The sequence below is a fragment of the Candidatus Solirubrobacter pratensis genome, from assembly GCF_000425945.1.
Classification (GTDB): domain Bacteria; phylum Actinomycetota; class Thermoleophilia; order Solirubrobacterales; family Solirubrobacteraceae; genus Solirubrobacter; species Solirubrobacter pratensis.
Genome location: NZ_KE384481.1, coordinates 460,899 through 483,497, shown reverse-complemented (window position 1 = coordinate 483,497; position 22,599 = coordinate 460,899). Strand labels below are relative to the sequence as shown.

Here is a 22,599-nt window from a genome sequence, read left to right as displayed (position 1 = left end):
TCACGCGTCCACCAGCCGCCCGCGCTCGAGCCGCAGCACGCGGTCGGCGATCGACGCCGCCGATGCCTCGTGCGTGACCATCACGACGGCGCGCCCCTCGTCCGCTCCGGCCCGCAGGAGCTGCAGCACCTCGGCGCCCGCGTGCACGTCCAGGTTCCCCGTCGGCTCGTCGGCCAGCAGCACCGCGGGGTCGTTCACGAGCGCGCGCGCGATCGCGAACCGCTGCTGCTCGCCGCCGGACAGCTGCGACGGGAGCGATCCCGCCACGGCGCGCAGCCCGAGCCTGTCGATCAGCTCCTGCCCGCGCGCGGCGGCGTCCGGCCGCGCGTGGCGCACGCGCCCGGCCAGCAGAACGTTCGCCTCGCCCGTCAGCTCGGGCAGCAGATGGAAGAACTGGAACACGAACCCCACGCGCCGCCGCCGCAGCCGGCTCAGCGCCCGCTCGCCCGCGCCCGTCACCTGCACGCCGTCGACGACGATCGAGCCCGCCTCGGGCCGGTCCAGCCCGCCGATCAGGTGCAGCAGCGTCGACTTCCCGGTTCCCGAGCGGCCCACGACCGCGACCACCTCGCCCGCCGCGACGCTCAGCGAGGCCCCGTCGAGCACGCGCCGCGCGGCGCGGCCCTCCCCGAACGTCTTCACCAGCCCCTCGGCGCGAACGACCGCCATCCGTTCACGGTACGGCGGCGCATAAACCCGCGTTCAGGACTTGACAGGCAGCAACGGTAAGTCCAAACTAACGGTAAGCCATGACTAACGCAGGAATGGATGCCCTCGGCGACCCCACGCGGCGCGCGATCTTCGAGCGCCTCGCGGAGGGCCCGCAGGCGGTCGGCGAGCTCGCGAACCACCTGCCGGTCTCCCGGCCCGCCGTCTCGCAGCACCTCAAGGTGCTCAAGCAGGCCGGCCTGGTCACGGACCGGGCCGAGGGCACGCGCCGGCTCTACCAGCTCGACCCGCAGGGGGTCGGCGCGTTGCGCATGTACTTCGAGCGGTTCTGGACCCAAGCCCTCGCCTCGTTGAAAGAGGCCGTCGAGAAGGAGCAGCACACGCGATGAACGTCCGCAGCGAGATCACCGTCGACGCACCGCCCGAGCGCGCGTTCGAGGTCTTCACCGGGAGCTTCGACGCCTGGTGGCCGCGCGCTCACAAGATCGGGCAGGGCGACATGCTGGAGGCCGTCCTCGAGCCGAGGACCGGCGGCCGCTGGTACGAGCGCGATGCCGACGGCGGCGAGTGCGAGTGGGGCACGGTGCTCGCCTACGAGCCGCCGCGGCGCCTGAAGCTGACGTGGCAGATCGGCGGCGACTGGCGCTACCACACCGACCAGGCGTCCGAGGTCGAGGTCACGTTCACGCCTCAGGGCGAGAAGACGCTCGTCCAGCTCGAGCACCGCCACATCGAGCGTCACGGCGACACCGCCGAGCAGGTGCGCGCGGCGGTGTCGAGGGAGGGCGGCTGGCCCGGTCTGCTCCAGCTCTACCGGGGCGAGGTGGAGTCGAGCTCCAGGGCCGCCGAGTTGATGCAGTAGCGCAGGCCGCCCGCTTCGCGCGGGCCGTCGTCGAACACGTGGCCGAGGTGGCCGCCGCAGCGCCTGCAGGTCACCTCGGTGCGGATCATCCCGTGCGAGAGGTCGCGCTTGGCCTCCACCGCCTCGGCGACCGCGGGCTCGGTGAACGAGGGCCATCCGGAGCCCGACTCGAACTTCGTCTCGGACGAGAACAGCTCCGCGCCGCAGCCGGCGCAGCGGTAGATCCCGTCGTCGTGGACGTCCCAGTAGGCGCCCGTGAACGCCCGCTCGGTACCGGCCTGGCGCAGTACGGCGTACTGCTCAGGCGTGAGCTCCTCGCGCCACTGCGCGTCGGTCTTCTGAATCTCTGTCGCCATGTCTCCACAGTACGCCCACGGGCGCGCGCGTTACGCGTGAGCGACCCGCACCTGGCGGCGAAGCCGCCGGGCCTGAGCCCGGCGACCGCGGTTGAGGGCGAAGCGGCTGCGGCGACGCGCGGCGGCGTCCGCCCGCAGGTCGTAGGAGCGCTCGTTGGCGAGGATGGTCATGAGGGTCGGATGCATGAGCGTCATGTTCAAGCTGAGAAGCCCGCGCCGCATCGGGCGTCCGGGCACTCCTCCGCGGCCCCACCCCTTACGCCCGTATGCGGCGTCACTTAGTACCGTCTCCGCCGCCATTTGAACCCGAACCCTCAGGAGGCCTCGTGTCCGTCGCAGAAGAGACGACGACGCTCGACGAGCTCTGCGTCAACACGATCCGCACGCTGTCGATGGACGGCGTGCAGCGCGCCAACTCGGGCCATCCGGGGACGCCGATGGCGCTCGCGCCGCTGACGTACGTCCTCTACACGCGCGTGATGAAGCACGCCCCGACGCACCCGGACTGGCCGGACCGGGACCGCTTCGTGCTCAGCGCCGGGCATGCGTCGATGCTGCTGTACTCGACGCTCTTCCTGAGCGGCTACGGGGTCTCGCTCGACGATCTCAAGCACTTCCGCCAGCTCGGCTCGCCGACCGCCGGCCATCCGGAATACGGCCACCTGCCGGGCATCGAGACGACGACCGGACCGCTCGGCCAGGGCATCTCGAGCTCGGTCGGCCTCGCGCTCGCCGAGCGCATGCTCGCCGCCCGCTTCAACGAGCCCGGCCACGAGATCATCGATCACCACACGTACGTGATCGCGTCCGACGGGGACATGCAGGAGGGCGTCAGCCACGAGTCCTCCGCGCTCGCGGGCCACCTCGGCCTCGGCCGCCTGATCGCGTTCTACGACGACAACCACATCTCGATCGAGGGCGACACCAGCCTCGCGATGAGCGAGGACGTCGGCAAGCGCTACGAGGCCTACGGCTGGCACGTCCAGAACCTCGGCGAGGACATGGGGCTCGAGCGCATCGAGGCCGCGCTGAGCGAGGCGCGTTCGGTCGAGGACCGGCCGAGCCTGATCATCGTCCGCAGCCACATCGCGATCGGGGCGCCGAACAAGCAGGACACGGCCGGGGCGCACGGCTCGCCGCTGGGCGACGAGGAGATCAGGCTCACCAAGGAGGCCTACGGCTGGCCGAGCCTGGAGCCGTTCTTCGTGCCCGACGAGTCGCTCGCGCACTTCCGCGAGGCCGTCCCGCGCGGCGACGAGTACGTCAAGGAGTGGAACGAGCGCTTCGAGGCCTACAAGGCCGAGTACCCCGAGCTCGCCGCCGAGTTCGAGCGCATCGTCGTCGACCGCCGCCCGCCGGCGGGCTGGGACGCCGACGTGCCGACCAAGGGCCCGGACGCCGGGATGATCGCGACGCGCAAGGCCTCACAGGACGTCATCCAGTGGGTCGCGGCGAACGTCCCCGAGCTGGTCGGCGGCGCCGCCGACCTCGCGCCCTCCACGCTGACGCTGATCAACGACGGCGGCAGCGTCGAGAAGGGCGAATACGGCGGCCGCAACCTGCACTTCGGCATCCGCGAGTTCGGCATGGGGACGATCGTCAACGGCCTCACGCTCTCGGGCCTCCGCGCGTTCGGCGCCGGCTTCCTCATCTTCAGCGACTACATGAAGGCGTCGATCCGCCTCGCCGCCCTGATGCGGATCCCGTCGACGTTCGTCTTCACGCACGACTCGATCGGCCTCGGCGAGGACGGCCCGACCCACCAGCCGATCGAGCAGCTCGCGACGCTGCGCGCGACGCCGCACGTCAACGTCGTGCGCCCGGCCGGCTTCAACGAGACCGCGCTGGCGTGGCAATTCGCCGTCAACGCGACCGACACGCCGACGGTGCTCGCGCTGAGCCGCCAGGGCGTCCCGGTGTGGGACCCGTCGGCCGTCCCGGCCGATGCGATCGAGCGCGGCGCGTACGTGCTCAAGGACGCCGAGGACCCGCAGCTGATCCTGATCGCCACGGGCACCGAGGTGCACGTCGCGCACGACGCGGCGAACATCCTCGACGCCGAGGGCGTCCGCGTCCGGCTCGTCTCGGCGCCGTGCCTGGACCGCTTCGCCGAGCAGGACCAGGCCTACCGCGACAGCGTCCTGCCGCCGTCCGTGCGCGCGCGGGTCGCGGTCGAGGCCGCCAGCCCGCTCGGCTGGCACCGCTGGGTGGGCGACGCCGGCGACGTGGTGGCGATGGAGGGCTTCGGCGCCTCGGCCCCGGCCAAGGCGCTCTACGAGCACTTCGGATTCACCGGCGAGAAGGTCGCCGAGCGCGCGCGGCGCGTCCTGGCGGCGGTCGGGTAGGGCTCCCGGAGGACGACTTCGGCGGCCGTCTCGCGGGGGAGGCGGCCGGCTCAGGAAATGCCTGTCGCGGCCATTCGTCCGCTAGCGTCCTGCCCACGATCCGACGGCCGGTGCAGGAGGAAACACGCATGAGCGACGTAACGACGATCGAGGCCGAGGTCCCCGAGCGTTATGCCGACGCCGTGGCCGACCGCCTGCGGGCTGCAGGCGAGGAACGCGTGGTCGAGCGGATCTGGGCCAAGGACGGGACCTTGTGGGCGCGCGCGGGCACGCCGGAGCTCGAGGACCGGCTCGGCTGGCTCGACATCGCCGACCGCATGCGCGAGCTCCTCGACGACTACGCCGCCTTCGCCGCCGAGGTGCGCGAGGCGGGCTACACCGACGCGGTGCTGCTCGGCATGGGCGGCTCGAGCCTCGCGCCCGAGGTCTTCCGGCGCAGCTTCGCCGGCGCCGACGGGCTGACCCTGCACGTGCTCGACTCGACGCACCCGGTTCAGGTCCAGGCGGTGCTCGACGCCGTCGACCTCGACAAGGCGATCATGATCGTCTCGTCGAAGTCGGGCGGGACGATCGAGCCGAACTCGATGTTCAAGGCCTTCCACGCCCGCCAGCCGGATGGCGCGCACTATGTCGCGGTGACCGATCCCGGCACGTCGCTGGAGAAGCTGGCGCAGGAGCATTCCTTCCGGCGCGTCTTCCACGGCGACCCGGAGATCGGCGGCCGCTACAGCGCGCTGTCGCCGTTCGGACTCGTCCCCGCGGTGCTGGCCGGGATCGACATCGGGGCCGTGCTCGACTCGGCGATCGACGCCGCCGAGGAGTGCCGCGCCGAGCAGGGCAACCCGGGCCTGTGGCTCGGCGTCGCGCTCGGCGAGCTCGCCGCCCAGGGCCGCGACAAGCTGACCTTCGTGGCCGACGCGCCGCTGGAGGCGTACGGGCTCTGGGCCGAGCAGCTCGTCGCGGAGTCGACCGGCAAGCAGGGCAAGGGAATCCTGCCGATCGCCGACGAGCCGATGATGGACCCCTCGGCCTACGGCGAGGACCGCGTGTTCCTGCACCTCGAGCACGGCGGCGTGCGCAGCGGCGCCGACCTGGCGGAGGCGGGCCACCCGCTGATCACGATCCACGCGCTCGGGCCTGAGGACCTCGGTCGCATCTTCTTCCTGTCGGAGTTCGCCACCGCCGTCGCCGGCTGGGTGCTCGGGATCAACCCGTTCGACCAGCCCAACGTCCAGGAGGCCAAGGACAACACCAATCGCGTCCTCCAGCACGGCGCGCCGGAGCTGCCGGAGGGCGACCTCTCGGAGCTGCGCTGCGAGCCGCCGGCGTATATCGCGATCATGGGCTACCTGCCGTACTCGGCCGAGACCGAGGCGGCGATCGCGCGCCTGCGCACGGCGCTGATCGATCGCTTCCACGTGGCGACGACCTGGGGCTACGGGCCGCGCTTCCTGCACTCGACCGGCCAGTTCCACAAGGGCGGTCCTCCCGTCGGACGCTTCCTGCAGCTGATCGACGAGCCGGCGGCCGATCTCGAGGTCCCCGGCGAGCCCTACACCTTCGGCACGCTGATCCGCGCGCAGGCGGACGGCGACCTGCAGACGCTGCGCGACCATGGGCTCACGGCCGTGCGGGTCGTCGTGGGCGACATCGACCAGATCAAGGAGCGCCTCTAGATGCAGATCGGATTCGTCGGACTCGGCCGCATGGGCGGCAACATGGTCCATCGCATCCTCCGCGACTCCGGCCATGAGGTCGTCGCGTTCGATCCTAGCGCGGACGCCGTCTCGACCGCGGAGGGTCACGGCGCCACCGGCGCCTCCTCGCTCGAGGAGCTGGTCTCGAAGCTGTCCGCCCCGCGGATGGTCTGGCTGATGGTGCCCGCGGGGGAGATCACCGAGTCGAGCGTGCAGACGCTCAAGGGGCTGCTGGAGCCGGGCGACGCCGTCGTCGACGGCGGCAACTCCAACTGGCATGACGACAAGCGCCGCGCGGCGGAGCTCGACGAGGCCGGGATCCACTACATCGACGTCGGCACGTCCGGCGGCGTCTGGGGCCTCGAGGTCGGCTACTGCATGATGGTCGGCGGCCATCAGGACTCGGTCGACCGGCTCGCGCCGATCCTCGACGTGCTCGCCCCGCCGGACGGCTGGCGGCGGTTCGGCGATGCCGGCGCCGGGCATTTCGTGAAGATGGTCCACAACGGCGTCGAGTACGGGATGATGCAGGCCTACGCCGAGGGCTTCGAGCTGATGCACAAGTCGGAGTTCCCGATCGAGCTCAAGGAGGTCGCGGGGCTCTGGAACCGCGGCTCGGTCGTGCGCTCCTGGCTGTGCGAGCTGGCCGAGCGCGCCTTCGACGAGGACGGCAACGACCTCGCCGGGCTCCAGGGCTACGTCGACGACTCGGGCGAGGGCCGCTGGACGATCGTCGACGGCATCGACCTCGACGTCCCCACCCCCGTCATCACCGCGTCGCTGTACGCGCGCTTCTACTCGCGCGGCAACGGCGACTACACCCACCGCGTGCTCGCCGCGCTGCGCAACCAGTTCGGCGGCCACGCGGTGCACAAGCTGGAGTCCTGATCCATGGCCGTCCATGTCAAGCCAGATCCGCGCGCCCTCGGCGAGAACCCCCTGATCGCCGGGTTGGAGCGCCTGCCCGTCCCGCCCACGACGCTGACCATCTTCGGCGCCACGGGCGACCTGGCGCGGCGCAAGCTGCTGCCCGCGCTGTACAACCTCGCGCACGAGGGGGCGCTACCGGAGCGCTTCAACCTGATCGGCGTCTCCCGCCGCGACCAGTCAGACGACGACTTCCGCCAGTTCGCGCGCGAGTCGATCACCGCGTTCTCGCGCCGCGAGCCGGACGCGACGGTGCTCGAGGGGCTGCTCGGGCGGATGCAGTACATCGGCTTCTCGTTCGACGACCAGGAGGGCTACGGCCGCCTGCGCACGGCGATCGAGGCGCTCGACGAGGACGGCGGCAAGCTCAACCGGGCGTTCTATCTCTCCACCGCGCCCGAGTTCTTCCCGGTGATCACGAAGGCGCTCAAGGAGGCCGCCCTCAACTACGACCCCGACGTCGACGTGCGGGCGGTCATCGAGAAGCCGTTCGGCACCGACCTCGAGTCCGCGCGCGAGTTGCAGGCCGTGGTCTCGACCACGTTCCGCGAGCGCCAGGTCTTCCGCATCGACCACTACCTGGGCAAGGAGACCGTCCAGAACGTGATGGCGTTCCGGTTCGCCAACTTCATGTTCGAGCCGGTCTGGAACCGCAACTACATCGACCACATCCAGATCACCGCGGCCGAGGACATCGGCATCGGCTCGCGCGCGGGCTACTACGACCACGCCGGCGCGCTGCGCGACCTCGTGCAGAACCACATGCTGCAGCTGCTGACGCTGGTCTGCATGGAGCCGCCGGCCTCGTTCGAGGCCAACAAGGTGCGCGACGAGAAGGTCAAGGTGCTGCAGGCGATCACGCCGCCGACGCCGGAGCAGGTGCGGCGCGACACGGTGCGCGCGCAGTACACCGCCGGCACCGAGGCGGGCGAGGACGTCGTCGGCTATCTCGAGGAGGACGGCGTGCCGGAGGACTCGCGCACCGAGACCTACGCGGCGCTCAAGCTCGAGGTGCACAACTGGCGCTGGGCCGGGGTGCCGATCTTCCTGCGCACCGGCAAGCACCTCGCGCGCAAGGTGACCGAGATCGCGGTGGAGCTCAAGCCGGTGCCGCACCTGGCATTCAAGTCGCAGGGCTCGGTCGGCGTGCAGCCGAACCAGCTGATCCTCACCGTCCAGCCGAACGAGGGCGTCTCGCTCTCGCTCGGGGCGAAGATCCCGGGCTCCTCGATGCGCATCCGCCCCGTCAACATGGAGTTCCTCTACGGCTCGGCGTTCATGTCGGAGTCGCCGGAGGCCTACGAGCGGCTGATCCTCGACGCCATGCGCGGCGACGCGACGCTCTTCACCCGCAACGACGAGGTCGACGCGCAGTGGTCGATCATCGACCCGATCCTCACGGCCTGGCACGACGACGACGACATGCCGCTGTACCGGTACCCCTCCGGGACCGCCGGGCCGAAGGCGGCGGACGACCTCATCGCCCCGCGCCGCTGGAGGGGGCTCTAGGGCATGTCCGAGGACGTCTGGCGCGAGGACGACACGACCCCGGCGCGGATCGAGGCCGCGCTGCGGCGGCTGTTCGTCAACCGCTTCAAGGAGGAGCGGGCGTACGTCCCGGCGCGCGTGATGAACATGGTCGTGATCGTCGACCGGGAGTTCCGCGGCGAGATCGAGAACCGGCTCGAGCGCGTCGGGCGCTACCACCCGTCGCGCCTGGTCCTGTGCGCCGTCGAGCCAGGCCGGACCAAGCTCGCCGCCTGGGCCTCGATCGGCACCGACGAAGCGACCAAGGCGGGCACGATCTCGATCGGGCGCGAGCGCATCGAGCTGCTCGTCGGCGAGCGCCATCTCGCCAAGCTCGACACGATCGTCGACCCGCTGGTGGTGAGCGACCTGGCGACGATGGTGTGGTCGCCGCACGGGCACGGCGAGGCGGTCGACGCCCTGCGCCGGCTCGCGCAGATCGTCCTCGTCGACTCGCAGGACGAGCCCGACGTGGAGGCGGCGCTGGACCGCGTCGCCGACCTCGCCAACGACACCTACGTGGTCGACCTCGCGTGGCTGCGCTCGACGCCGTGGCGCGAGCGCGTGGCGGCGGCGTTCGACGCGCCGCGCCGGCGGCCGGAGCTGCGCGCGATCTCGGGCGTGACGGTGCGCCACCGCGAGGACTCGCTCGCCAGCGCGCTGCTCTACGTCGGCTGGCTCAGCTCGCGGCTGGGCTGGAAGCCGGGCGCGTTGCACCACGCCCGCGGGCGCTGGTCGGGCCACGCGACCACGCGCCGGCACGACATCCGCGTCTCGCTCGAGTCCGTCGACCAGAACGCTCCCGGCCTCGCGGGCGTGACGCTCGAGCTCGCCTCGGGCGAGGCGGTGGCGCTGGACCGTGCGCCGGGCGGCCTGCGCGCGATGCGGCGCGAGCGCAACGGCAAGGAGCGGGCCTGGACGGTCATGGGCGCCTCGCGTGGTGAAGGCGGAATCCTGGGCGAGGGCGTCCGGCAGGCGTTGCTGCGCGATCCCACATATCGTCCCGCCCTCGGGTGTGCCCGCGTGATGGTTGACTGATGGAGATACGAGTCCTTGAAGATCCGGCCGCGCCGGTCGCCGAGATGCTGACCGAGGCCGCCGCGCGCGGCGGCCAGATCGTGCTGACCGGCGGCTCGACGCCGCGGCGCGCGTACGAGACCGCGGCGCGCGCCGGGACCGACTGGAGCGGCGCGACGGTCTGGTTCAGCGACGAGCGCTGCGTGCCGCCGGCCGACGGGCGCTCGAACTTCGGACTCGCCGACGGCGCGCTGATCGGGCGGCTGCCCAAGGACCAGCGGCCCGAGGTCGTGCGCATGGAGGGGGAGCTGGGGCCGGAGACCGGCGCCGCCAACTACGAGGCGCTGGTGCGCGAGCGGCTCGGCGGCGACCCGCGCTGGGACCTGCTGCTGCTCGGCCTCGGCCCCGACTCCCATGTCGCGTCGCTGTTCCCGGGCAAGCCCGAGGTGCAGGAACGGTCGCGGCTCGTCGCCGGCGTCGAGCACGCGGGCTGGGACCCGCTCATCCCGCGCATCAGCCTCACGCTGCCGGCGCTCAACGCCGCGCGGCGCGTGGTGTTCCTCGTCACGGGGGAGGACAAGGCGCCGGCGATGAGGCGGGCGTTCGGCGATCCGGCCGATCCGAGCTCGCCCGCCGCGCACGTCCGCCCCGAGTCGGGCGAGCTGCTGGTGCTGTGCGACGCGGCGGCTGCGAAGGAGCTGTCGCCGTGAGCGACCAGTTCATCGGCGTCGACGTCGGCGGCACCAAGATCGCGATCGCCAAGCTCCAGGACGGCGCGTTCACCGAGCCGGAGGTCACGTATACCGAGCAGTCGTCCCAGGAGGCGCTCGTCGAGCAGCTCGCGGGACGGCTGGAGGCCTCCCGAGGCGCCGACACGCGCGCGATCGGCATCGGCCTGCCGTCGGTGATCGAGTTCGCGACCGGGCGGATCCTGTCGAGCGTCAACATCCCGCTCAAGGACCTCCCGCTGCGCGAGCTGCTGACCGAGCGCGTCGGCGTTCCGGTGCACGTCGAGAACGACGCGTCCTGCGCGGCGCTGGCCGAGGCGTTCGAGGACGGCCGGCTGACGTGCCCGGAGCTCGTGATGTTCACGATCGGCACGGGCGTGGGCGGCGGCTGGGTGCTCAACGGCAAGCTCTACCGCGGCGCGCGCACGTCGGCCGCAGAGGTCGGCCACTGGATCATCGGGCGCGAGCTGACCGACGGCGACGAGGGCGCCGAGGAGCCGTTCCCCCAGCGAGGCTCGCTCGAGACGCTCGCGTCCGGCCGGGCGCTCGACCGGCTCGCGGCGCGCGCGGCGACGCAGTACCCCGACTCCCACCTCGGCCGCAGCCGCGCCGACCGCGGCGTCGTGACCGGCACCGACGTCGTCGACGGCGCCAGGGCCGGCGACGCGGCGTCGCTGTACTGCCTGCGCGTGCTCGGACACCGGCTCGGCATCGGCATCGCGAACGCGATCAACACGTTCGACCCGCTCGAGGTCGTGATCGGCGGCGGCGTGTCGCGCGCGGGCGAGATGCTCGTCGAGCCGGCTCGCGACGCGGCATACCGGCACGTCGTGCCGGGGCTGGGCACGCACACGACGATCCGGATCGCGCGCCACGGTCCGCGCGCCGGCGTGTACGGGGCGGCGCTGCTCGCCGCGCAGGAGCACGCCCAGGACACCGGCGGCGATCTCCAGGGCGCGGTGTCCGGCGACCAGAGCGAGCTCGCATGAGGATCGCGTGCGCCTTCGATCACGCCGGCTTCCCCTTGAAGCCGATGGTCCTCGACGCCGTCGCGGCGGAGGGGCACGAGGTGATCGACCTCGGGACCTGGTCGACCGACCCGGTCGACTACCCGGACACCGCGCGCGCCGCGGCGGAGGCGATCCGCAGCGGCGACGCCGACCGTGCCGTGCTCGTGTGCGGCTCGGGCGCCGGCGTGGCCGTCGCCGCGTGCAAGTTCCCGGGCATCCGCGCGGCCGTCGCGCACGACACCTACACGGCCCACCAGGCGGTCGAGCACGACAAGGTCAACATCGTCTGCCTCGGCGGGCGCGTCGTCGGGCCGGCGCTCGCGTCGGACATCATCCGCGCCTACCTGTCTGCGGACTTCACCGGCGAGGAGCGCCACGAGCGGCGGCTCGCCAAGATCGACGGCATCGAACGGGAGTTCCTGCGGGACGACTGACGGGAAGGAGACGCTCATGCGCGTGGTCGAATGCGACATCTGCGGCGAGACGATCTCGGCCGAGTCCGACGAGGAGCTGAAGGGCCGGCTCGGAGAGCACCTCGGCTCGGCCCACGAGCGCGGGGCGTCCGCGGAGGAGCTCCAGGAGCTGGTCGCCTCGGAGGCCTACGAGGCCACCGACTCCTGACCGGGTTCGAGCTGCTCGAGGCGGCCGACGGCGCGCTGCGGGCGCGCAAGACCGGCCCTAGAAGCCAAGTTCCGCGGCGTCGGCGATCTCGGCGTCCATGTTGACGGCCATCATCTTCAGCGCCGCGTCGGCGAGGTCCTCGTGGATGCACGCGACGGCATCGCGCGGGACCGTGACGCGGAGGTGGCGGATGTAGGCGTCCAGCGCCGAGTAGAGGATGCACTGCTCGGTCACCTGACCGACCATCACCACGTGGTCGACCTCCTCCTGGCCGAGGAGGTACTCGAGCGGCGTCTGGTAGAAGGTCGAATGGCGGGCCTTGACGACGAACAGCGTGTCGTCCTTGGGCAGGATCGGCTCGACGAGGTGCGAGAACTTCCCGCCCATCGCCTCCTTGACGAGCGTGTCGCGGTTGGAGGTCCAGGCGCCGAAGTTGTCGTTGACGTAGATCGTGAGCACGCCGGCGTCCCCGGCGCGCTGGATCGTGTGCGCCATCGCGGGCAGGACCCTTTCGACGCTCTCGGTGAGGCGCTCGGCGTCGGCGTGCTCGTACGCGTTGAGCATGTCGATCACGAGCAGGGCGGTACGGGACATCAGGTGCGCGTGTATAGCATCGGCGCGGTGTCAGTCACCGTCAGCGGTCCGACGCTCAGCCTGCGCTACCCGGCCGCGAACGACGTCCCGCGCCTGTTCGAGCTGGGCTCCGATCCGGCCGTCACGCGCTTCTTCTCGTGGGGGCCGTACGGGTCGCCGGACGAGCCTGACGCGTACGTCGCGTCGCTGCCCGCGCGGCGCGAGCGCGGCGACCTGCTCGACTTCCTGATCGTCCATCGCGAGGACGGGCCGATCGGCGTGACGGGCATCTCGGAGCTCTCGGCGCGCGACCGGCGCGCGACGGTCGGCTCCTGGATCGGGAAGCCGTGGTGGGGATCAGGCGCGAACTTCGAGGCCAAGGCGCTGATCGCCGAGCTCGCGTTCGAATCGCTCGGCCTGCACCGCCTGACGGCGTGGGCGAACACCCGCAACGGGCGCTCGCAGACGGCGCTCGAGCGCGTCGGCTTCCACCGCGAGGGCGTGCTGGCGGCCTGGCACCGGCACGGCGACGTCTACCACGACGTGGTCGTGTTCTCGCTGCTGCGGGCCGCGTGGGAGCGCGGGCCGCTGCGGCGGGTGGCGGCCGAGGTCTCGGGCGAGCCGCCGTCCGCCTTCGTCGTCGGCTGAGCGCGGCGCGTCCGCTGGGTCGCGAGGACGCAGGCGAGCACGACCAGCGCGGCGATCGCCATCGCGGCGGTGATCCGCTCCCCGAGGACCAGGGCGGACCACACGAGCGTGAGGACCGGCTGCGCGAGCTGGAGCTGGCCGATCCTGGCGACGCCGCCGAGGGCGAGCCCGCGGTACCAGGCGAAGAAGCCGAGGAACATCGAGATCAGCGAGACGTAGGCGAAGCCGAGCCACTCGGTGGTGCCGGCGTGGACGCCGTGCGCGGCGGCGCTGATCGCCACGGGGATCACCAGCGCGGGCGCGGTGAGGATCAGCGCCCAGCAGATCACCTGCCAGCCGCCGTAGGTGCGCGACAGCGCGCCTCCTTCCGCGTAGCCCAGCGCGGCGAGCGCGACCGCTGCGAGCACCAGCAGGTCGGCGGCCTCGATGCCGTGGGCGCCCTGGGTGGCGGCGAACGCGAGCACCGCGGCGAGCCCAGCCGCGGCGGCGGCCCAGAACGCTCGCGGAGGCCGCTCGCCCGCGCGCGCGACCGCGAGGGCGGCGGTGGAGGCGGGGAGCATCCCGACGATCACGCTGGCGTGGGCGGAGGAGAGGTGCTCGAGCGCTAGCGACGTGCAGATGGGGAACCCGATCACGACGCCGATGCCGACGAGCGCGAAGCGGGGGAGGTCGGCGCGGCGCGGGAGCGGCGCGCGCGTGACCGCGAGCAGCGCCGCCGCCAGGGCCGCGGCGACGAGCGCCCGGCCGAGGCCGACGAAGGTCGGATCGAGGTCGCGCACGGCGAGCCGGGTGGCGGGCAGCGAGAACGAGAACGCCAGCACCCCGACCGCGCCCCAGGCGGCGGCGCGCACGACAACCGCATCGCCGCCGCTCGAGTCTCGCGCGGCGTCGCCCGTCCCTTGCGTTACCGGCGCGGCGTCGGTAGCGTTACTCGAATCTTCCATGCCGAACGGTAACACTGCACCAGGCATCATCGCAACGGGGCCCATCGTGGCGGACCTGGAGGCGGTGGTCGCGGACGCGGCTGCCGGCGACCGGCTGCCGTCGGTGCGCGAGCTGATGGCGCGCCATCGCGCCGGGCCCGCGACCGTGCAGCGTGCGATCGCCGCGCTGGCGGCGCGCGGGCTGGTGGAGGCGCGGCCGGGGCGGGGGACGTTCGTCGCCGCTCGCGCGAGCGTGCCCGCGGCGGCGCCGGACCACTCGTGGCAGACCGTGGCGCTCGGGCCGCGGGCGATCGACGCCGACCCGCTGGAGGCGCTGCTCCAGGTGCCGGATCCGGACGTGATCGTGCTGTCGACCGGATACCTGCCCGCCGAGCTCCAGCCGGTCGCCGCGCTGGGTGCCGCGCTCGCCCGCGCCGCGCGCCGCCCAGGTGTCTGGGACCGGATGCCGGCGGAGGGGCTCGCGGGGATGCGCACGCACTTCGCGGCCGCCGTCGGCGGCGGCGCGACGGCGGGCGACGTGATCGTCTGCCCGGGCGGCCAGGCCGCGCTCGGCACCTGCCTGCGGGGCCTCGCGGCGCCGGGCGCGGCGGTCATCGTCGAGGCGCCGACCTATCTCGGCGCGCTGCTGGCCGCCCGGACGCAGGGCCTGAGACCCGTCCCGGTCCCCGCCGACGAGCACGGCGTGCGCCCCGACCTGCTCGCCGACGCGCTCCACGAGTCCGGCGCCCGGCTCGTCTACCTCCAGCCCGTGCACGCCAACCCGCACGGCGCGACGCTCGCGCTCGAGCGCCGCGCCGACGTGCTCGCCGCCGTGCGCGCGGCCGGCGCGTTCCTGATCGAGGACGACGCCTTCCGCGAGCTCTCGCTCGGCGCCCCGGAGCCGCCGCCGCCGCTCTTCCACGACGACCCGGACGGTCACGTCGTCCACGTCCGCTCACTGACGAAGCCGTCGGCGCCGAGCCTGCGCATCAGCGCGGTCGTCGCCCGCGGCCCGGCCGCCGCGCGCCTGCGCGCCGCCCGCATCGTCGAGGACTTGTTCGTCTCCGGGCCGCTGCAGGAGGCTGCGCTCGAGCTCGTCGCCGCGCCCGCCTGGCGCGCCCACCTGCGCCGGCTGCGCAAGGTGCTGCGCGAGCGCCGCGACGCGCTCGCCGCCGCGGTTGAGGAGCAGCTGGGGCCGCTCGAAGACCGCGCGGCGGCGAGGCTCGCGGGACTCCCGTCCGGCGGCATCAACCTCTGGGTCCGGCTCGATCCCGGCGAGGACGACCGCGAGCTCGCCCGGCGGGCGGCCGCGGCCGGCGTGGTCGTCTACCCTGGGCGCCCATTCTTCGCCGCTGAGCCGCCCGCCCCGTTCGTCCGTCTCACCTACGCCGCCGAGCCGCCCGAGCGGCTCGCCGAAGGTGTCAAGCGGCTTGCCGCCGTCCGGTGAGGCGATCGAGCGCCGGCACGCGGCGCAGCGCTCTGCCGGCGCTCGACCCGGCCGCATGGCGGTGATCGCGCTCGTCGCCGGCGCCACGCGCGGAGCGGGGCGCGGGATCGCCGTCGGGCTCGGGGAGATCGGGGCGACCGTGTACTGCACGGGCCGCAGCACGCGCACGCAGCGCTCGGACTACGACCGCCTGGAAACGATCGAGGAGACCGCCGAGCTGGTGACGCAGGCCGGCGGCACGGGCATCGCCCATCAGGCCGACCACCTCGATCCGGCGCAGGTGGAGGCGCTCGTGGCGCGCATCCGCCAGGAGCAGGGGCGGCTCGACGTGCTCGTCAACGACGCCTGGGGCGGCGAGCGCCTGCTCGAGTTCAACACTCCCGTCTGGGAGCACGACCTCGCCAAGGGCCTGCGCATGCTCCGCAACGCGATCGAGACGCACCTGATCACGAGCCACTTCGCGCTCGGGCTCCTGATCGAGCACGCGGGCGGCCTGCTCGTGGAGGTCAGTGACGGCACCGTCGAGTACAACGCGACGCACTACCGCGAGTCGGTCTTCTACGACCTCGCGAAGACCGGCATCAACCGGCTCGCCTGGGACCAGGCGCAGGAGCTCGGGCCGCGCGGCGCGACCGCCGTCGCGCTCACGCCGGGCTGGCTGCGCTCGGAGATGATGCTCGAGGCCTTCGGCGTGACCGAGGAGAACTGGCGCGACGCGACCGAGCGGATCCCGCACTTCTGCATCTCGGAGTCGCCGCGCTACGTCGGCCGCGCCGTCGCGGCGCTCGCCACCGATCCCGAGGTCGCCCGCTTCAACGGGCAGTCGCTCTCGAGCGGCGGGCTCGCGCAGGTCTACGGCTTCACCGACATCGACGGCACCCGGCCGGACGCATGGCGCTACATCCTCGAGCACCGCGACAAGGGCCTGTCCCCAGACGACACGGGCTATCGCTAGATGGTTGATTCCACCACCCTCGCACCCGGCTGCACGCGCCCCGCGGCGCAGGATCGCCACCCGCCAGGCCCGGAGGTACGCCCGGTACATCGCGGGCGTGGCGGGCGGCGCCCTGCATCCACGGTGCACGCACATCCGGGCACGACGGCCGCGAAATCAACCATCTGGATCGCTTCGTCCGGGGACGAAGCGTCCCCGCGCTAGCGTCGATCGCATGCTCGGCGATACCGACCTCGCGAGCGTGGGAGCACTGATCGGCGAGCCCGCCCGCGCGCGCGTGCTGATGGCGCTCGCCGACGGACGCGAGCTCCCCGCGAGCGTGCTCGCTTCCGAGGCGGGCGTCGCGGCCTCCACCGCGAGCGCGCACCTCGCGCGGCTCGTCGAGGGCGGCCTCGTGGCCGTCGAGTCGCGCGGCCGCCACCGCTACTTCCGCGTCTCCGGCCCCGCCGTCGGCCGCGCCATCGAGGCGCTCGCGGCGATCGCGCCGCCCGCCCCGGTGCGGAGCCTCAAGGACGGCACGCGCGCGCAGGCCCTGCGCGCCGCGCGCACGTGCTACGACCACCTGGCCGGCCGGCTCGGCGTCGACCTGATGGCCGCGCTGGTGCGCGACGGCATCCTGCAGGGAGGCGACGGGCGCCACCACCGCGAGCGAGCGCACGCGGACCGGCCGTCCGCGTACGGCCGCGACGTGGACTACCGCCTCTCCGACCGCGGCGCCGGCGCGCTCGATCGGCTCGGGGTCGACCTCGACGCCGCGCTCGCCGGCCGCCGCCCGCCGATCCGCTACTGCGTCGACTGGAGCGAGCAGGACCACCACCTGAGCGGCGCGCTCGGCGCCGCCCTGGCGCACCGGCTCAAGGAGCTCGACTGGATCCGCCCGCTGCCGGGGTCGCGTGCGGTGAAGGTGACGCCGGAGGGCCGGCGCGGCCTGGAAGCTCACTTCGGGCTGCGAGCGGCGACCGGCGGCGGTTAGCGCTCGGCGAGCAGCGTGCGGATGTCGCGCGCCAGCGACTTCTCGCTCAGCTGCTCGAACGGGATTCCGATGCGCTGCTCGCCCTGCTTGTCGATCAGCAGCACATAGGCGGAGTGCTCGTAGTCCCAGCCGGCGGCATGGCGGGCGAGCCCGCGGTACTGCATGTCGCCGGTGTTCGGGAACGCCTCCTTCGATGGCGGGGTCGCCGGTCGCGCGGGCGGATACCGGTACTCGTAGTAGCTCCCGGGCTTGTACGGGTTGGCCTTCCAGTAGGCCTCGGCGCCCTGCACCGCCGCCGCGACCTCGCTCGGACCCGCGACCAGCGGGACGATGCCGTAGGCCTTCCAGACCGGCTGCAGCCGCGCGCGCCCGCCGAGCAGGTAGTGCGTGCGATCGGGCGGCAGCTCGCGCCGCTCGATCCACTCGCGCGCGCGAGCGGCCGTGTCGCCGAGCGGGTCCACGCTGACGAAGTACGCCTGGACGTTCCGGCTCTGGACGTGCTCCATCGCCTCGGCGATCTCATGGCCCTCGGCCGGGCACAGGTCGCGGCAGGTCGAGTAGACGAAGGTCATCGCGACCACGCTGCCGCGAGCGTCGGCGAGCGAGGTCCGACGGCCGTTCTGATCGGGGAGGCGGAAGTCGAACGCGACCTCGCGCGGAGGCGTGAAACGCACGGGTGCCGGCGGCGGGTGGCGGACCGTCGCGGCGAGCAGCCCGCCGAGCCCGCCGAGCATCACGCACATCAGGAACATCAGGAACAGCCGGCGCCCGGCGGAGGTGCGCAGCGGCTCGGAGACTTCGGCGGAGGCCACGCCGCGTTTCTACCGGCGCCGAACGGCCGCAGAAAGGCATCGATGGGGGATACGCGACAGCTCTACGGAAACCCCCTGACGTATACGCGAAAAGCCGTCAGGAATCGTTTGAGGCGATCTATCCACCCCCAGAAGCGGCCCATAGGATCGCGGCAGATGCTCCGGCGCGTCCTGATGGCAAGCGGTATCGCACTGCTCTGCGCGGGCGGGCTGAACGCCTGCGGAGGCGGCGGCAAGCGCCCGCCGGCGCCCGCCGCGACGAGACCTGCCCAGAAGCTCGAGCTCGGCGTCGTGGCGATCGACGCGCGGATCGGGAGCGATGACGTGCACAGCTCCGGCATCGTCGTCAACGGCGACAGCGGGCTGATCGTCACGACCGCCCATACCGTCTGGGGAGCACGCTCGCTCAAGCTCTCGACCCAGCTCGGCGTGCTGCATGGGCGGATCGTCGCGCGTGCGCCCTGCGACGACATCGCGCTGGTCGAGGCGTACCCGCGCATCCCCGGCCTGCTCTCGCCCGCGCCGGCGCCCGCGCCGGGGCCCGGGCAGCTGCTGCGCTCGGTCGGCCGCCGCAGCACGGATCCCGACGCCGGCGCCTATGGGCTGGTGAGCATCCCCGTGCGCGCGTCGAGCGGCGCCGGGCCGGCGCCGGTCGACGCGAGGCTGCCGCTGCTGCACACGGCGGTCGCGCTCGACGCCCCGCTCGTTCCCGAGGTCACCGGCGGTCCGGTGCTCGACCAGGCGGGACGCCTCGTCGGGATGGCCGTGCCGCGCGCGTCCGGGCCCGGCCTGACGCTGCCCTGGAGCGACATCCGCCGGCGCCTGGACGAGCTCCGGCCCGGCCCGCGCCAGGTCTACGTCGGCTGGCACGATCAGTATCGCTGCGTGAGCGCGCAGGACGCGTTCGCCCGTGCCGGCCACCCCGGCTTCCGCGCGATCGACGCGCGGCTCAACGCGCCCGTGCCCGCCACGCGGCTGCCCGGCACGGAGGCACTCGACGGATGAGCGCCGCAACGCTGGGCAGGCCGTTCCCCCGCTGGGCGCTGCTGGCCGCAGTGATCGGGATGCTCGTCGTGGTGATCGCGCCCGCGCTGATCGTCGTCCTCACGCGCAGCGGCTCGGAGACCGTCAGGGCGGCGGCGGGCGTGCACGTGGGCCGCGTCCCGACCGATGTCGCCGTCCAGGGCGACACGGTCTGGGTCGTGTCCGGCCGCGACAACCGCGTCGTCGCGATCGACGCCGCGGCCGGCTCCTCGCGCCCGGCGCCCCACACGACCGGGTCGGCGCCGCTGCGCGTCGCCGTCGGCGCCGGCTCGGTCTGGACCGCCGACGCGGGCGACGATACGGTGACGCGGCTGGACCCGCTGCTGCCCGGCAGCGGCCGCCGGATCCCGATCGGCACGGACGCCGTCGACGTGGCGGCCAGCCCTGACGGCGTGTTCGTCACCAACGGCCTGCAGGGCACGGTCACGCGGATCGACCCGATCTCCAACCGGGTCGTCGGCAAGCCCGTCCGGACCGGCAGCTTCCCCGCCGCGCTGGCGGTCGGCGCCGGCTACGTGTGGGTCGTCAACGCCGGCGACGGCACGGTCGCGCGCCTGGACCCGCGCGAGAACCTCGTGATCGGCCGGCGGCTGCCGGTCGGGCGCGATCCGCAGGACCTCGCGGTCGGGTTCGGCAGCGTCTGGGTCGCCAACCGCGGCGACGGCACGGTGACGCGGCTGAGCGCCGCGAGCGGGCAGCGGCAAGGAGCGCCGGTGAAGGTCGGCGGCGCGCCGGGCGCGCTGGCGATCACGCGCGAGGGCGTCCTCGTCCTCGACACGAAGGGCGGGGAGGTCGAGCGGATCGACCCGCAGACGGGCGGGGTCGAGCGGATCTCGCACGTGTCCGGCTTCCCGACCTCGCTCGCCGTCGGAGCGGGTGGCGCATGGATCGTCGACGCGCGCAGCGGCACGGTCACGCGGCTGCGTGGCTGACGGTCCTCGCGCTCTGCGCTCCGGCGCAGGCGCGGGCCGCCGAGTGGGTGCCGCCGCCGCGCACGACGTGGCAGTGGCAGCTGGACGGCAAGCTGGACCTCGGCGTCCCCGCGGACATGTACGACGTCGACCTGTTCGACACGCCGACCTCGGCGATCCAGCAGCTCCACGCCCGCGGCACCCACGTCGTCTGCTACTTCAGCGCCGGCTCCTACGAGCGCTGGCGGCCTGACGCGCGCCGGTTCCCGCGCTCGGTGCGCGGCCGCGCGCTCGAGGGCTGGCGGGGCGAGCGCTGGCTCGACATCCGCCGCCTGCGTACGCTCGGGACGATCATGGAGCGGCGGCTCGACCTCTGCCGGCGCAAGGGCTTCGACGCCGTCGAGGCCGACAACGTCGACGGCTACGCGAACCGCTCCGGCTTTCGCCTGCGCGGCGCCGACCAGCTGCGCTACAACCGCTTCCTCGCGCGCGCGGCGCACCGGCGCGGGCTCTCGATCGGCCTCAAGAACGACCTAGACCAGGTCCGCTCGCTCGTGCGCGACTTCGACTGGGCGCTCGACGAGCAGTGCTTCCAGTACGACGAATGCGATCGCCTGGAGCCGTTCACACGCGCGGGCAAGGCCGTCTTCGTCGCCGAGTACCGGCAGAGCGACTTCTGCTCGCGCGCGAACGCGATGGGCTTGATGGCGATGCTCAAGCGGGTCTCGCTGGGCGCGTGGCGGCAGCCGTGCTGGTGAGCGCCAGGCCCTCCTGAAGCGACGTGCGCGCCGTCCAGCCGAGCAGGCGCCGGGCCAGCGACGGATCGAGGCACGAGCGGCGGATCTCTCCCGGGCGCTCGGGCCGGAAGTCCGGCTCGAGGCCTACGGCGGCCGCGAGCGCGAGCACGCTGGTCTCGCGGCCTGTGGAGATGTTGCACATGCCGTTGCGGATGTCGTTGCCTGCGCGGACGAACGCGTCGACGACGTCGCCGACATAGACGAAGTCGCGCGTCTGGCGCCCGTCGCCGAAGACCGTGGCCACGCCGGTCTCGTTCGCGCAGAACAGCGCGATCACGCCGGCCTCGCCGCGCGGGTCCTGGCGCGGGCCGTAGACGTTGGCGAGCCGCAGCGTGAAGCACTCGAGGCCGTACAGGCGCGAGTAGAGCATGCAGTAGCTCTCGGCCGCCGCCTTGCTCGCCGCGTAGGGGGAGAGCGGGCGCGGCTCGGCGGTCTCCGGCGTCGGAATCGTCTCCGCGTCGCCGTAGATCGCGCCGCCCGTCGATGCCAGCACGATCCGCCGGACGCCCGCCGCACGGGCGCCCTCCAGCACGGCGATCGTCCCGAGCAGGTTCACCTTCGCGTCGTGCTCGGGATCGGCGACCGCGCGGCGCACGTCGATCTGCGCCGCGAGGTGGAACACCGTGTCGGGCACGGGCCGCATCGCCTTCGCGATCGCGTCCCGGTCGCCGATGGAGCCGTTTATCAGCCGCGCGCCGCGGTTGAGCGCGCCGACGAGATTGTGCCGGGATCCGGTCGAGAGGTCGTCGAGGACGGTGACCTCGCGCCCTTCGTCGAGCAGTGCGTCGACGAGATTGGATCCGATGAAGCCGGCGCCGCCGGTGACCAGGACATGTCGCGTCATCTCAGGGATAGGTGCAGTAGAGGGTTCCGCCGCCGGCCGCCGCAGCACCGGCTGTGCCCGCATTGACGTACTGCCACTGGTAGTCGGGGTGTCCGCCGACCCAATAGACGATCTCGTAGACGCCGACGGCGTAGGTGCCGTTGCCCGGCGGGATCGCGATCGGACCCCAGGTCCACGGGCTCGGCGCCGGCTGGCCGTTGGGATGGAACTGGGCGATGCCCTGGACGGTCGCCGTCCAGGTGTCCCAGCGTCCCGCGTTCTCGCCGTCGGTGCCGAGCCAGTGCCAGCCGGCGCGTGGCGTGTACCACGCGAGCCAGCCGCGCGTCGACACCATCGTGGGCGTCGCGGTCGTGTAATCCGGCTGCACGAGGTAGGCGCCGGAGCAGTCCAGGTGCCCGTCGGTCCAGAAGCCCTTGGGGTTGTCGGGGTGCCGGCCGGCCGTCAGGTTGAAGTCGAGCGTGGACGTGTGGGCGCCCTGCTTGACGCTCGCGGTCGCCGGGACGCTGTGGCGGCGCACGAGGCGCGACGCGGTCCTGGCCGTGAGCTTGAGCCGTGCCTTGGCGCGGCCATTCGAGCAGCGGTAGCCGCCGCGGGCCACGGTGCCGTGCGCAAGTCCGCGGGCGCGGACGCGGACGCGGCCGTTGGCCTGGCAGGCGAGCGCGACGTCGAAGGTGCGCCTGGCGCGGTTGAGCGCCACGCCGCTGCCGGTCAGCAGCCCGGGGCCGGAGGGCGGCCCGGGGACGGCGGCGGGCGTGCCCGGCGGGACGTAGGCGGGCGCGGTCCCCGGCGGTGCCGGCAGGTCGGTCCCGTTGCCGGGCGGAGGCCCGGGCGGGCCCGGCGGCGCCTGCGCGTGCGCAGGCTGCACGACCGCGACGGCCGTCACCAACCCGGCCACCAGGGCGAGCCTCGCCAT

General features: G+C 73.1%; 26 protein-coding genes. 18 read left to right on the top strand and 8 right to left on the bottom strand.

Annotated features, from left to right (window positions below):
- Entirely contained in the window at nt 1-669 is a 669-nt protein-coding gene (locus tag H958_RS0131880) for an ABC transporter ATP-binding protein (RefSeq protein WP_028061623.1), read from the bottom strand.
- Between the two features lie 80 nt (nt 670-749).
- On the opposite strand from H958_RS0131880, the gene H958_RS0131875 reads away from it, so the two are divergent.
- Both H958_RS0131875 and H958_RS0131870 read left to right on the top strand, forming a co-directional pair.
- A complete protein-coding gene (locus tag H958_RS0131875; protein ID WP_028061622.1) occupies nt 750-1,058 on the top strand; it encodes an ArsR/SmtB family transcription factor in 309 nt (102 codons plus the stop codon).
- A complete protein-coding gene (locus H958_RS0131870; RefSeq protein ID WP_028061621.1) occupies nt 1,055-1,531 on the top strand; it encodes an SRPBCC family protein in 477 nt (158 codons plus the stop codon). Before H958_RS0131875 ends, H958_RS0131870 begins: the two co-directional genes overlap by 4 nt.
- On the opposite strand, the gene msrB is transcribed toward H958_RS0131870, so the two are convergent.
- Both msrB and H958_RS0131860 read right to left on the bottom strand, forming a co-directional pair.
- Nucleotides 1,480-1,887: a peptide-methionine (R)-S-oxide reductase MsrB gene (gene msrB, locus H958_RS0131865; RefSeq protein WP_028061620.1), complete on the bottom strand. Its 408-nt coding sequence runs from the start codon at nt 1,885-1,887 to the stop codon at nt 1,480-1,482. The two genes, H958_RS0131870 and msrB, sit on opposite strands and share 52 nt — an antisense overlap.
- 30 nt (nt 1,888-1,917) lie before the next feature.
- Nucleotides 1,918-2,073 carry a hypothetical protein gene (locus H958_RS0131860; RefSeq protein ID WP_156028446.1) on the bottom strand — a complete coding sequence of 52 codons (156 nt, stop codon included), beginning with the start codon at nt 2,071-2,073 and terminating at the stop codon, nt 1,918-1,920.
- A gap of 80 nt (nt 2,074-2,153) precedes the next feature.
- Here H958_RS0131860 and tkt point away from each other — a divergent pair, with 80 nt between their 5' ends.
- From tkt to H958_RS47120, 9 genes are all read left to right on the top strand, one after another.
- Nucleotides 2,154-4,232, top strand: a complete 2,079-nt coding sequence (gene tkt, locus H958_RS0131855; RefSeq protein WP_081686492.1) for a transketolase — start codon at nt 2,154-2,156, stop codon at nt 4,230-4,232.
- A gap of 128 nt (nt 4,233-4,360) precedes the next feature.
- Complete coding sequence (locus H958_RS0131850; RefSeq protein ID WP_081686491.1) at nt 4,361-5,908, top strand: hypothetical protein; 1,548 nt, start codon at nt 4,361-4,363, stop codon at nt 5,906-5,908.
- Complete coding sequence (gnd, locus tag H958_RS0131845) at nt 5,909-6,817, top strand: phosphogluconate dehydrogenase (NAD(+)-dependent, decarboxylating) (RefSeq protein ID WP_028061616.1); 909 nt, start codon at nt 5,909-5,911, stop codon at nt 6,815-6,817.
- A 3-nt stretch (nt 6,818-6,820) separates the two neighbouring features.
- Entirely contained in the window at nt 6,821-8,365 is a 1,545-nt protein-coding gene (zwf, locus tag H958_RS0131840) for a glucose-6-phosphate dehydrogenase (RefSeq protein ID WP_028061615.1), read from the top strand.
- 3 nt (nt 8,366-8,368) lie between these two features.
- On the top strand, nt 8,369-9,421 hold the full coding sequence (locus tag H958_RS0131835) for a glucose-6-phosphate dehydrogenase assembly protein OpcA (protein WP_028061614.1): 1,053 nt from the start codon (nt 8,369-8,371) through the stop codon (nt 9,419-9,421).
- Complete coding sequence (gene pgl / locus H958_RS0131830) at nt 9,421-10,110, top strand: 6-phosphogluconolactonase (RefSeq protein ID WP_037412193.1); 690 nt, start codon at nt 9,421-9,423, stop codon at nt 10,108-10,110. Before H958_RS0131835 ends, pgl begins: the two co-directional genes overlap by 1 nt.
- Nucleotides 10,107-11,117, top strand: coding sequence for an ROK family protein (locus H958_RS41900; RefSeq protein WP_051325092.1), 1,011 nt, complete (start codon nt 10,107-10,109; stop codon nt 11,115-11,117). The genes pgl and H958_RS41900 overlap by 4 nt, the downstream gene beginning before the upstream one ends.
- The gene (rpiB, locus tag H958_RS0131820; protein ID WP_028061612.1) at nt 11,114-11,572 is read left to right on the top strand and encodes a ribose 5-phosphate isomerase B; all 459 of its coding nucleotides are present in this window, start codon (nt 11,114-11,116) and stop codon (nt 11,570-11,572) included. Before H958_RS41900 ends, rpiB begins: the two co-directional genes overlap by 4 nt.
- A gap of 16 nt (nt 11,573-11,588) precedes the next feature.
- Nucleotides 11,589-11,759, top strand: coding sequence for a hypothetical protein (locus H958_RS47120; RefSeq protein WP_156028445.1), 171 nt, complete (start codon nt 11,589-11,591; stop codon nt 11,757-11,759).
- Nucleotides 11,760-11,816: 57 nt separating this feature from the next.
- Here H958_RS47120 and H958_RS0131810 read toward each other — a convergent pair whose 3' ends face one another.
- Nucleotides 11,817-12,353, bottom strand: a complete 537-nt coding sequence (locus tag H958_RS0131810) for a cysteine hydrolase family protein (RefSeq protein WP_028061611.1) — start codon at nt 12,351-12,353, stop codon at nt 11,817-11,819.
- 27 nt (nt 12,354-12,380) lie between these two features.
- Here H958_RS0131810 and H958_RS45680 point away from each other — a divergent pair, with 27 nt between their 5' ends.
- Nucleotides 12,381-12,980 carry a GNAT family N-acetyltransferase gene (locus H958_RS45680; RefSeq protein WP_156028444.1) on the top strand — a complete coding sequence of 200 codons (600 nt, stop codon included), beginning with the start codon at nt 12,381-12,383 and terminating at the stop codon, nt 12,978-12,980.
- On the opposite strand, the gene H958_RS41895 is transcribed toward H958_RS45680, so the two are convergent.
- The gene (locus H958_RS41895; RefSeq protein WP_196807664.1) at nt 12,866-13,831 is read right to left on the bottom strand and encodes a DMT family transporter; all 966 of its coding nucleotides are present in this window, start codon (nt 13,829-13,831) and stop codon (nt 12,866-12,868) included. The two genes, H958_RS45680 and H958_RS41895, sit on opposite strands and share 115 nt — an antisense overlap.
- 139 nt (nt 13,832-13,970) lie before the next feature.
- On the opposite strand from H958_RS41895, the gene H958_RS0131795 reads away from it, so the two are divergent.
- From H958_RS0131795 to H958_RS0131785, 3 genes are all read left to right on the top strand, one after another.
- Nucleotides 13,971-15,350, top strand: coding sequence for an aminotransferase-like domain-containing protein (locus H958_RS0131795; protein ID WP_196807663.1), 1,380 nt, complete (start codon nt 13,971-13,973; stop codon nt 15,348-15,350).
- A gap of 55 nt (nt 15,351-15,405) precedes the next feature.
- The gene (locus tag H958_RS0131790; protein WP_028061608.1) at nt 15,406-16,305 is read left to right on the top strand and encodes an SDR family oxidoreductase; all 900 of its coding nucleotides are present in this window, start codon (nt 15,406-15,408) and stop codon (nt 16,303-16,305) included.
- A 214-nt stretch (nt 16,306-16,519) separates the two neighbouring features.
- On the top strand, nt 16,520-17,278 hold the full coding sequence (locus H958_RS0131785; protein WP_028061607.1) for an ArsR/SmtB family transcription factor: 759 nt from the start codon (nt 16,520-16,522) through the stop codon (nt 17,276-17,278).
- Here H958_RS0131785 and H958_RS44515 read toward each other — a convergent pair.
- On the bottom strand, nt 17,275-18,090 hold the full coding sequence (locus H958_RS44515; protein WP_028061606.1) for an SCO family protein: 816 nt from the start codon (nt 18,088-18,090) through the stop codon (nt 17,275-17,277). The two genes, H958_RS0131785 and H958_RS44515, sit on opposite strands and share 4 nt — an antisense overlap.
- A gap of 156 nt (nt 18,091-18,246) precedes the next feature.
- On the opposite strand from H958_RS44515, the gene H958_RS0131775 reads away from it, so the two are divergent.
- The 3 genes from H958_RS0131775 to H958_RS0131765 are packed head-to-tail and all read left to right on the top strand — an operon-like array spanning nt 18,247 to nt 20,803.
- Nucleotides 18,247-19,095, top strand: coding sequence for a trypsin-like peptidase domain-containing protein (locus H958_RS0131775; protein WP_028061605.1), 849 nt, complete (start codon nt 18,247-18,249; stop codon nt 19,093-19,095).
- The gene (locus tag H958_RS0131770) at nt 19,092-20,066 is read left to right on the top strand and encodes a Vgb family protein (protein WP_028061604.1); all 975 of its coding nucleotides are present in this window, start codon (nt 19,092-19,094) and stop codon (nt 20,064-20,066) included. Before H958_RS0131775 ends, H958_RS0131770 begins: the two co-directional genes overlap by 4 nt.
- Nucleotides 20,018-20,803 (top strand): endo alpha-1,4 polygalactosaminidase, encoded by a 786-nt coding sequence (locus tag H958_RS0131765; RefSeq protein ID WP_028061603.1) that lies wholly within the window; start codon nt 20,018-20,020, stop codon nt 20,801-20,803. Before H958_RS0131770 ends, H958_RS0131765 begins: the two co-directional genes overlap by 49 nt.
- Here the strand turns inward: H958_RS0131765 and H958_RS41885 are convergent.
- Together H958_RS41885 and H958_RS0131755 are read right to left on the bottom strand one after the other, a co-directional pair.
- Entirely contained in the window at nt 20,760-21,686 is a 927-nt protein-coding gene (locus H958_RS41885) for an NAD-dependent epimerase/dehydratase family protein (RefSeq protein WP_037412190.1), read from the bottom strand. The genes H958_RS0131765 and H958_RS41885 overlap by 44 nt on opposite strands.
- Nucleotide 21,687: 1 nt before the next feature.
- Nucleotides 21,688-22,599 (bottom strand): hypothetical protein, encoded by a 912-nt coding sequence (locus tag H958_RS0131755; RefSeq protein WP_037412188.1) that lies wholly within the window; start codon nt 22,597-22,599, stop codon nt 21,688-21,690.

Coding starts and splice junctions, on each gene's coding strand:
- H958_RS0131765 (WP_028061603.1), top strand. CDS start 20,018: ATGGATCGTCGACGCGCGCAGCGGCACGGTCACGCGGCTGCGTGGCTG.
- H958_RS0131860 (WP_156028446.1), bottom strand. CDS start 2,073: ATGCATCCGACCCTCATGACCATCCTCGCCAACGAGCGCTCCTACGAC.
- H958_RS0131870 (WP_028061621.1), top strand. CDS start 1,055: ATGAACGTCCGCAGCGAGATCACCGTCGACGCACCGCCCGAGCGCGCG.
- H958_RS0131810 (WP_028061611.1), bottom strand. CDS start 12,353: ATGTCCCGTACCGCCCTGCTCGTGATCGACATGCTCAACGCGTACGAG.
- H958_RS0131835 (WP_028061614.1), top strand. CDS start 8,369: ATGTCCGAGGACGTCTGGCGCGAGGACGACACGACCCCGGCGCGGATC.
- H958_RS41885 (WP_037412190.1), bottom strand. CDS start 21,686: ATGACGCGACATGTCCTGGTCACCGGCGGCGCCGGCTTCATCGGATCC.
- pgl (WP_037412193.1), top strand. CDS start 9,421: ATGGAGATACGAGTCCTTGAAGATCCGGCCGCGCCGGTCGCCGAGATG.
- H958_RS0131880 (WP_028061623.1), bottom strand. CDS start 669: ATGGCGGTCGTTCGCGCCGAGGGGCTGGTGAAGACGTTCGGGGAGGGC.
- H958_RS0131770 (WP_028061604.1), top strand. CDS start 19,092: ATGAGCGCCGCAACGCTGGGCAGGCCGTTCCCCCGCTGGGCGCTGCTG.
- H958_RS0131875 (WP_028061622.1), top strand. CDS start 750: ATGACTAACGCAGGAATGGATGCCCTCGGCGACCCCACGCGGCGCGCG.
- gnd (WP_028061616.1), top strand. CDS start 5,909: ATGCAGATCGGATTCGTCGGACTCGGCCGCATGGGCGGCAACATGGTC.
- H958_RS0131785 (WP_028061607.1), top strand. CDS start 16,520: ATGCTCGGCGATACCGACCTCGCGAGCGTGGGAGCACTGATCGGCGAG.
- H958_RS0131755 (WP_037412188.1), bottom strand. CDS start 22,599: ATGGCGAGGCTCGCCCTGGTGGCCGGGTTGGTGACGGCCGTCGCGGTC.
- H958_RS47120 (WP_156028445.1), top strand. CDS start 11,589: ATGCGCGTGGTCGAATGCGACATCTGCGGCGAGACGATCTCGGCCGAG.
- H958_RS0131790 (WP_028061608.1), top strand. CDS start 15,406: ATGGCGGTGATCGCGCTCGTCGCCGGCGCCACGCGCGGAGCGGGGCGC.
- H958_RS0131775 (WP_028061605.1), top strand. CDS start 18,247: ATGCTCCGGCGCGTCCTGATGGCAAGCGGTATCGCACTGCTCTGCGCG.
- tkt (WP_081686492.1), top strand. CDS start 2,154: ATGCGGCGTCACTTAGTACCGTCTCCGCCGCCATTTGAACCCGAACCC.
- rpiB (WP_028061612.1), top strand. CDS start 11,114: ATGAGGATCGCGTGCGCCTTCGATCACGCCGGCTTCCCCTTGAAGCCG.
- msrB (WP_028061620.1), bottom strand. CDS start 1,887: ATGGCGACAGAGATTCAGAAGACCGACGCGCAGTGGCGCGAGGAGCTC.
- H958_RS0131850 (WP_081686491.1), top strand. CDS start 4,361: ATGAGCGACGTAACGACGATCGAGGCCGAGGTCCCCGAGCGTTATGCC.
- zwf (WP_028061615.1), top strand. CDS start 6,821: ATGGCCGTCCATGTCAAGCCAGATCCGCGCGCCCTCGGCGAGAACCCC.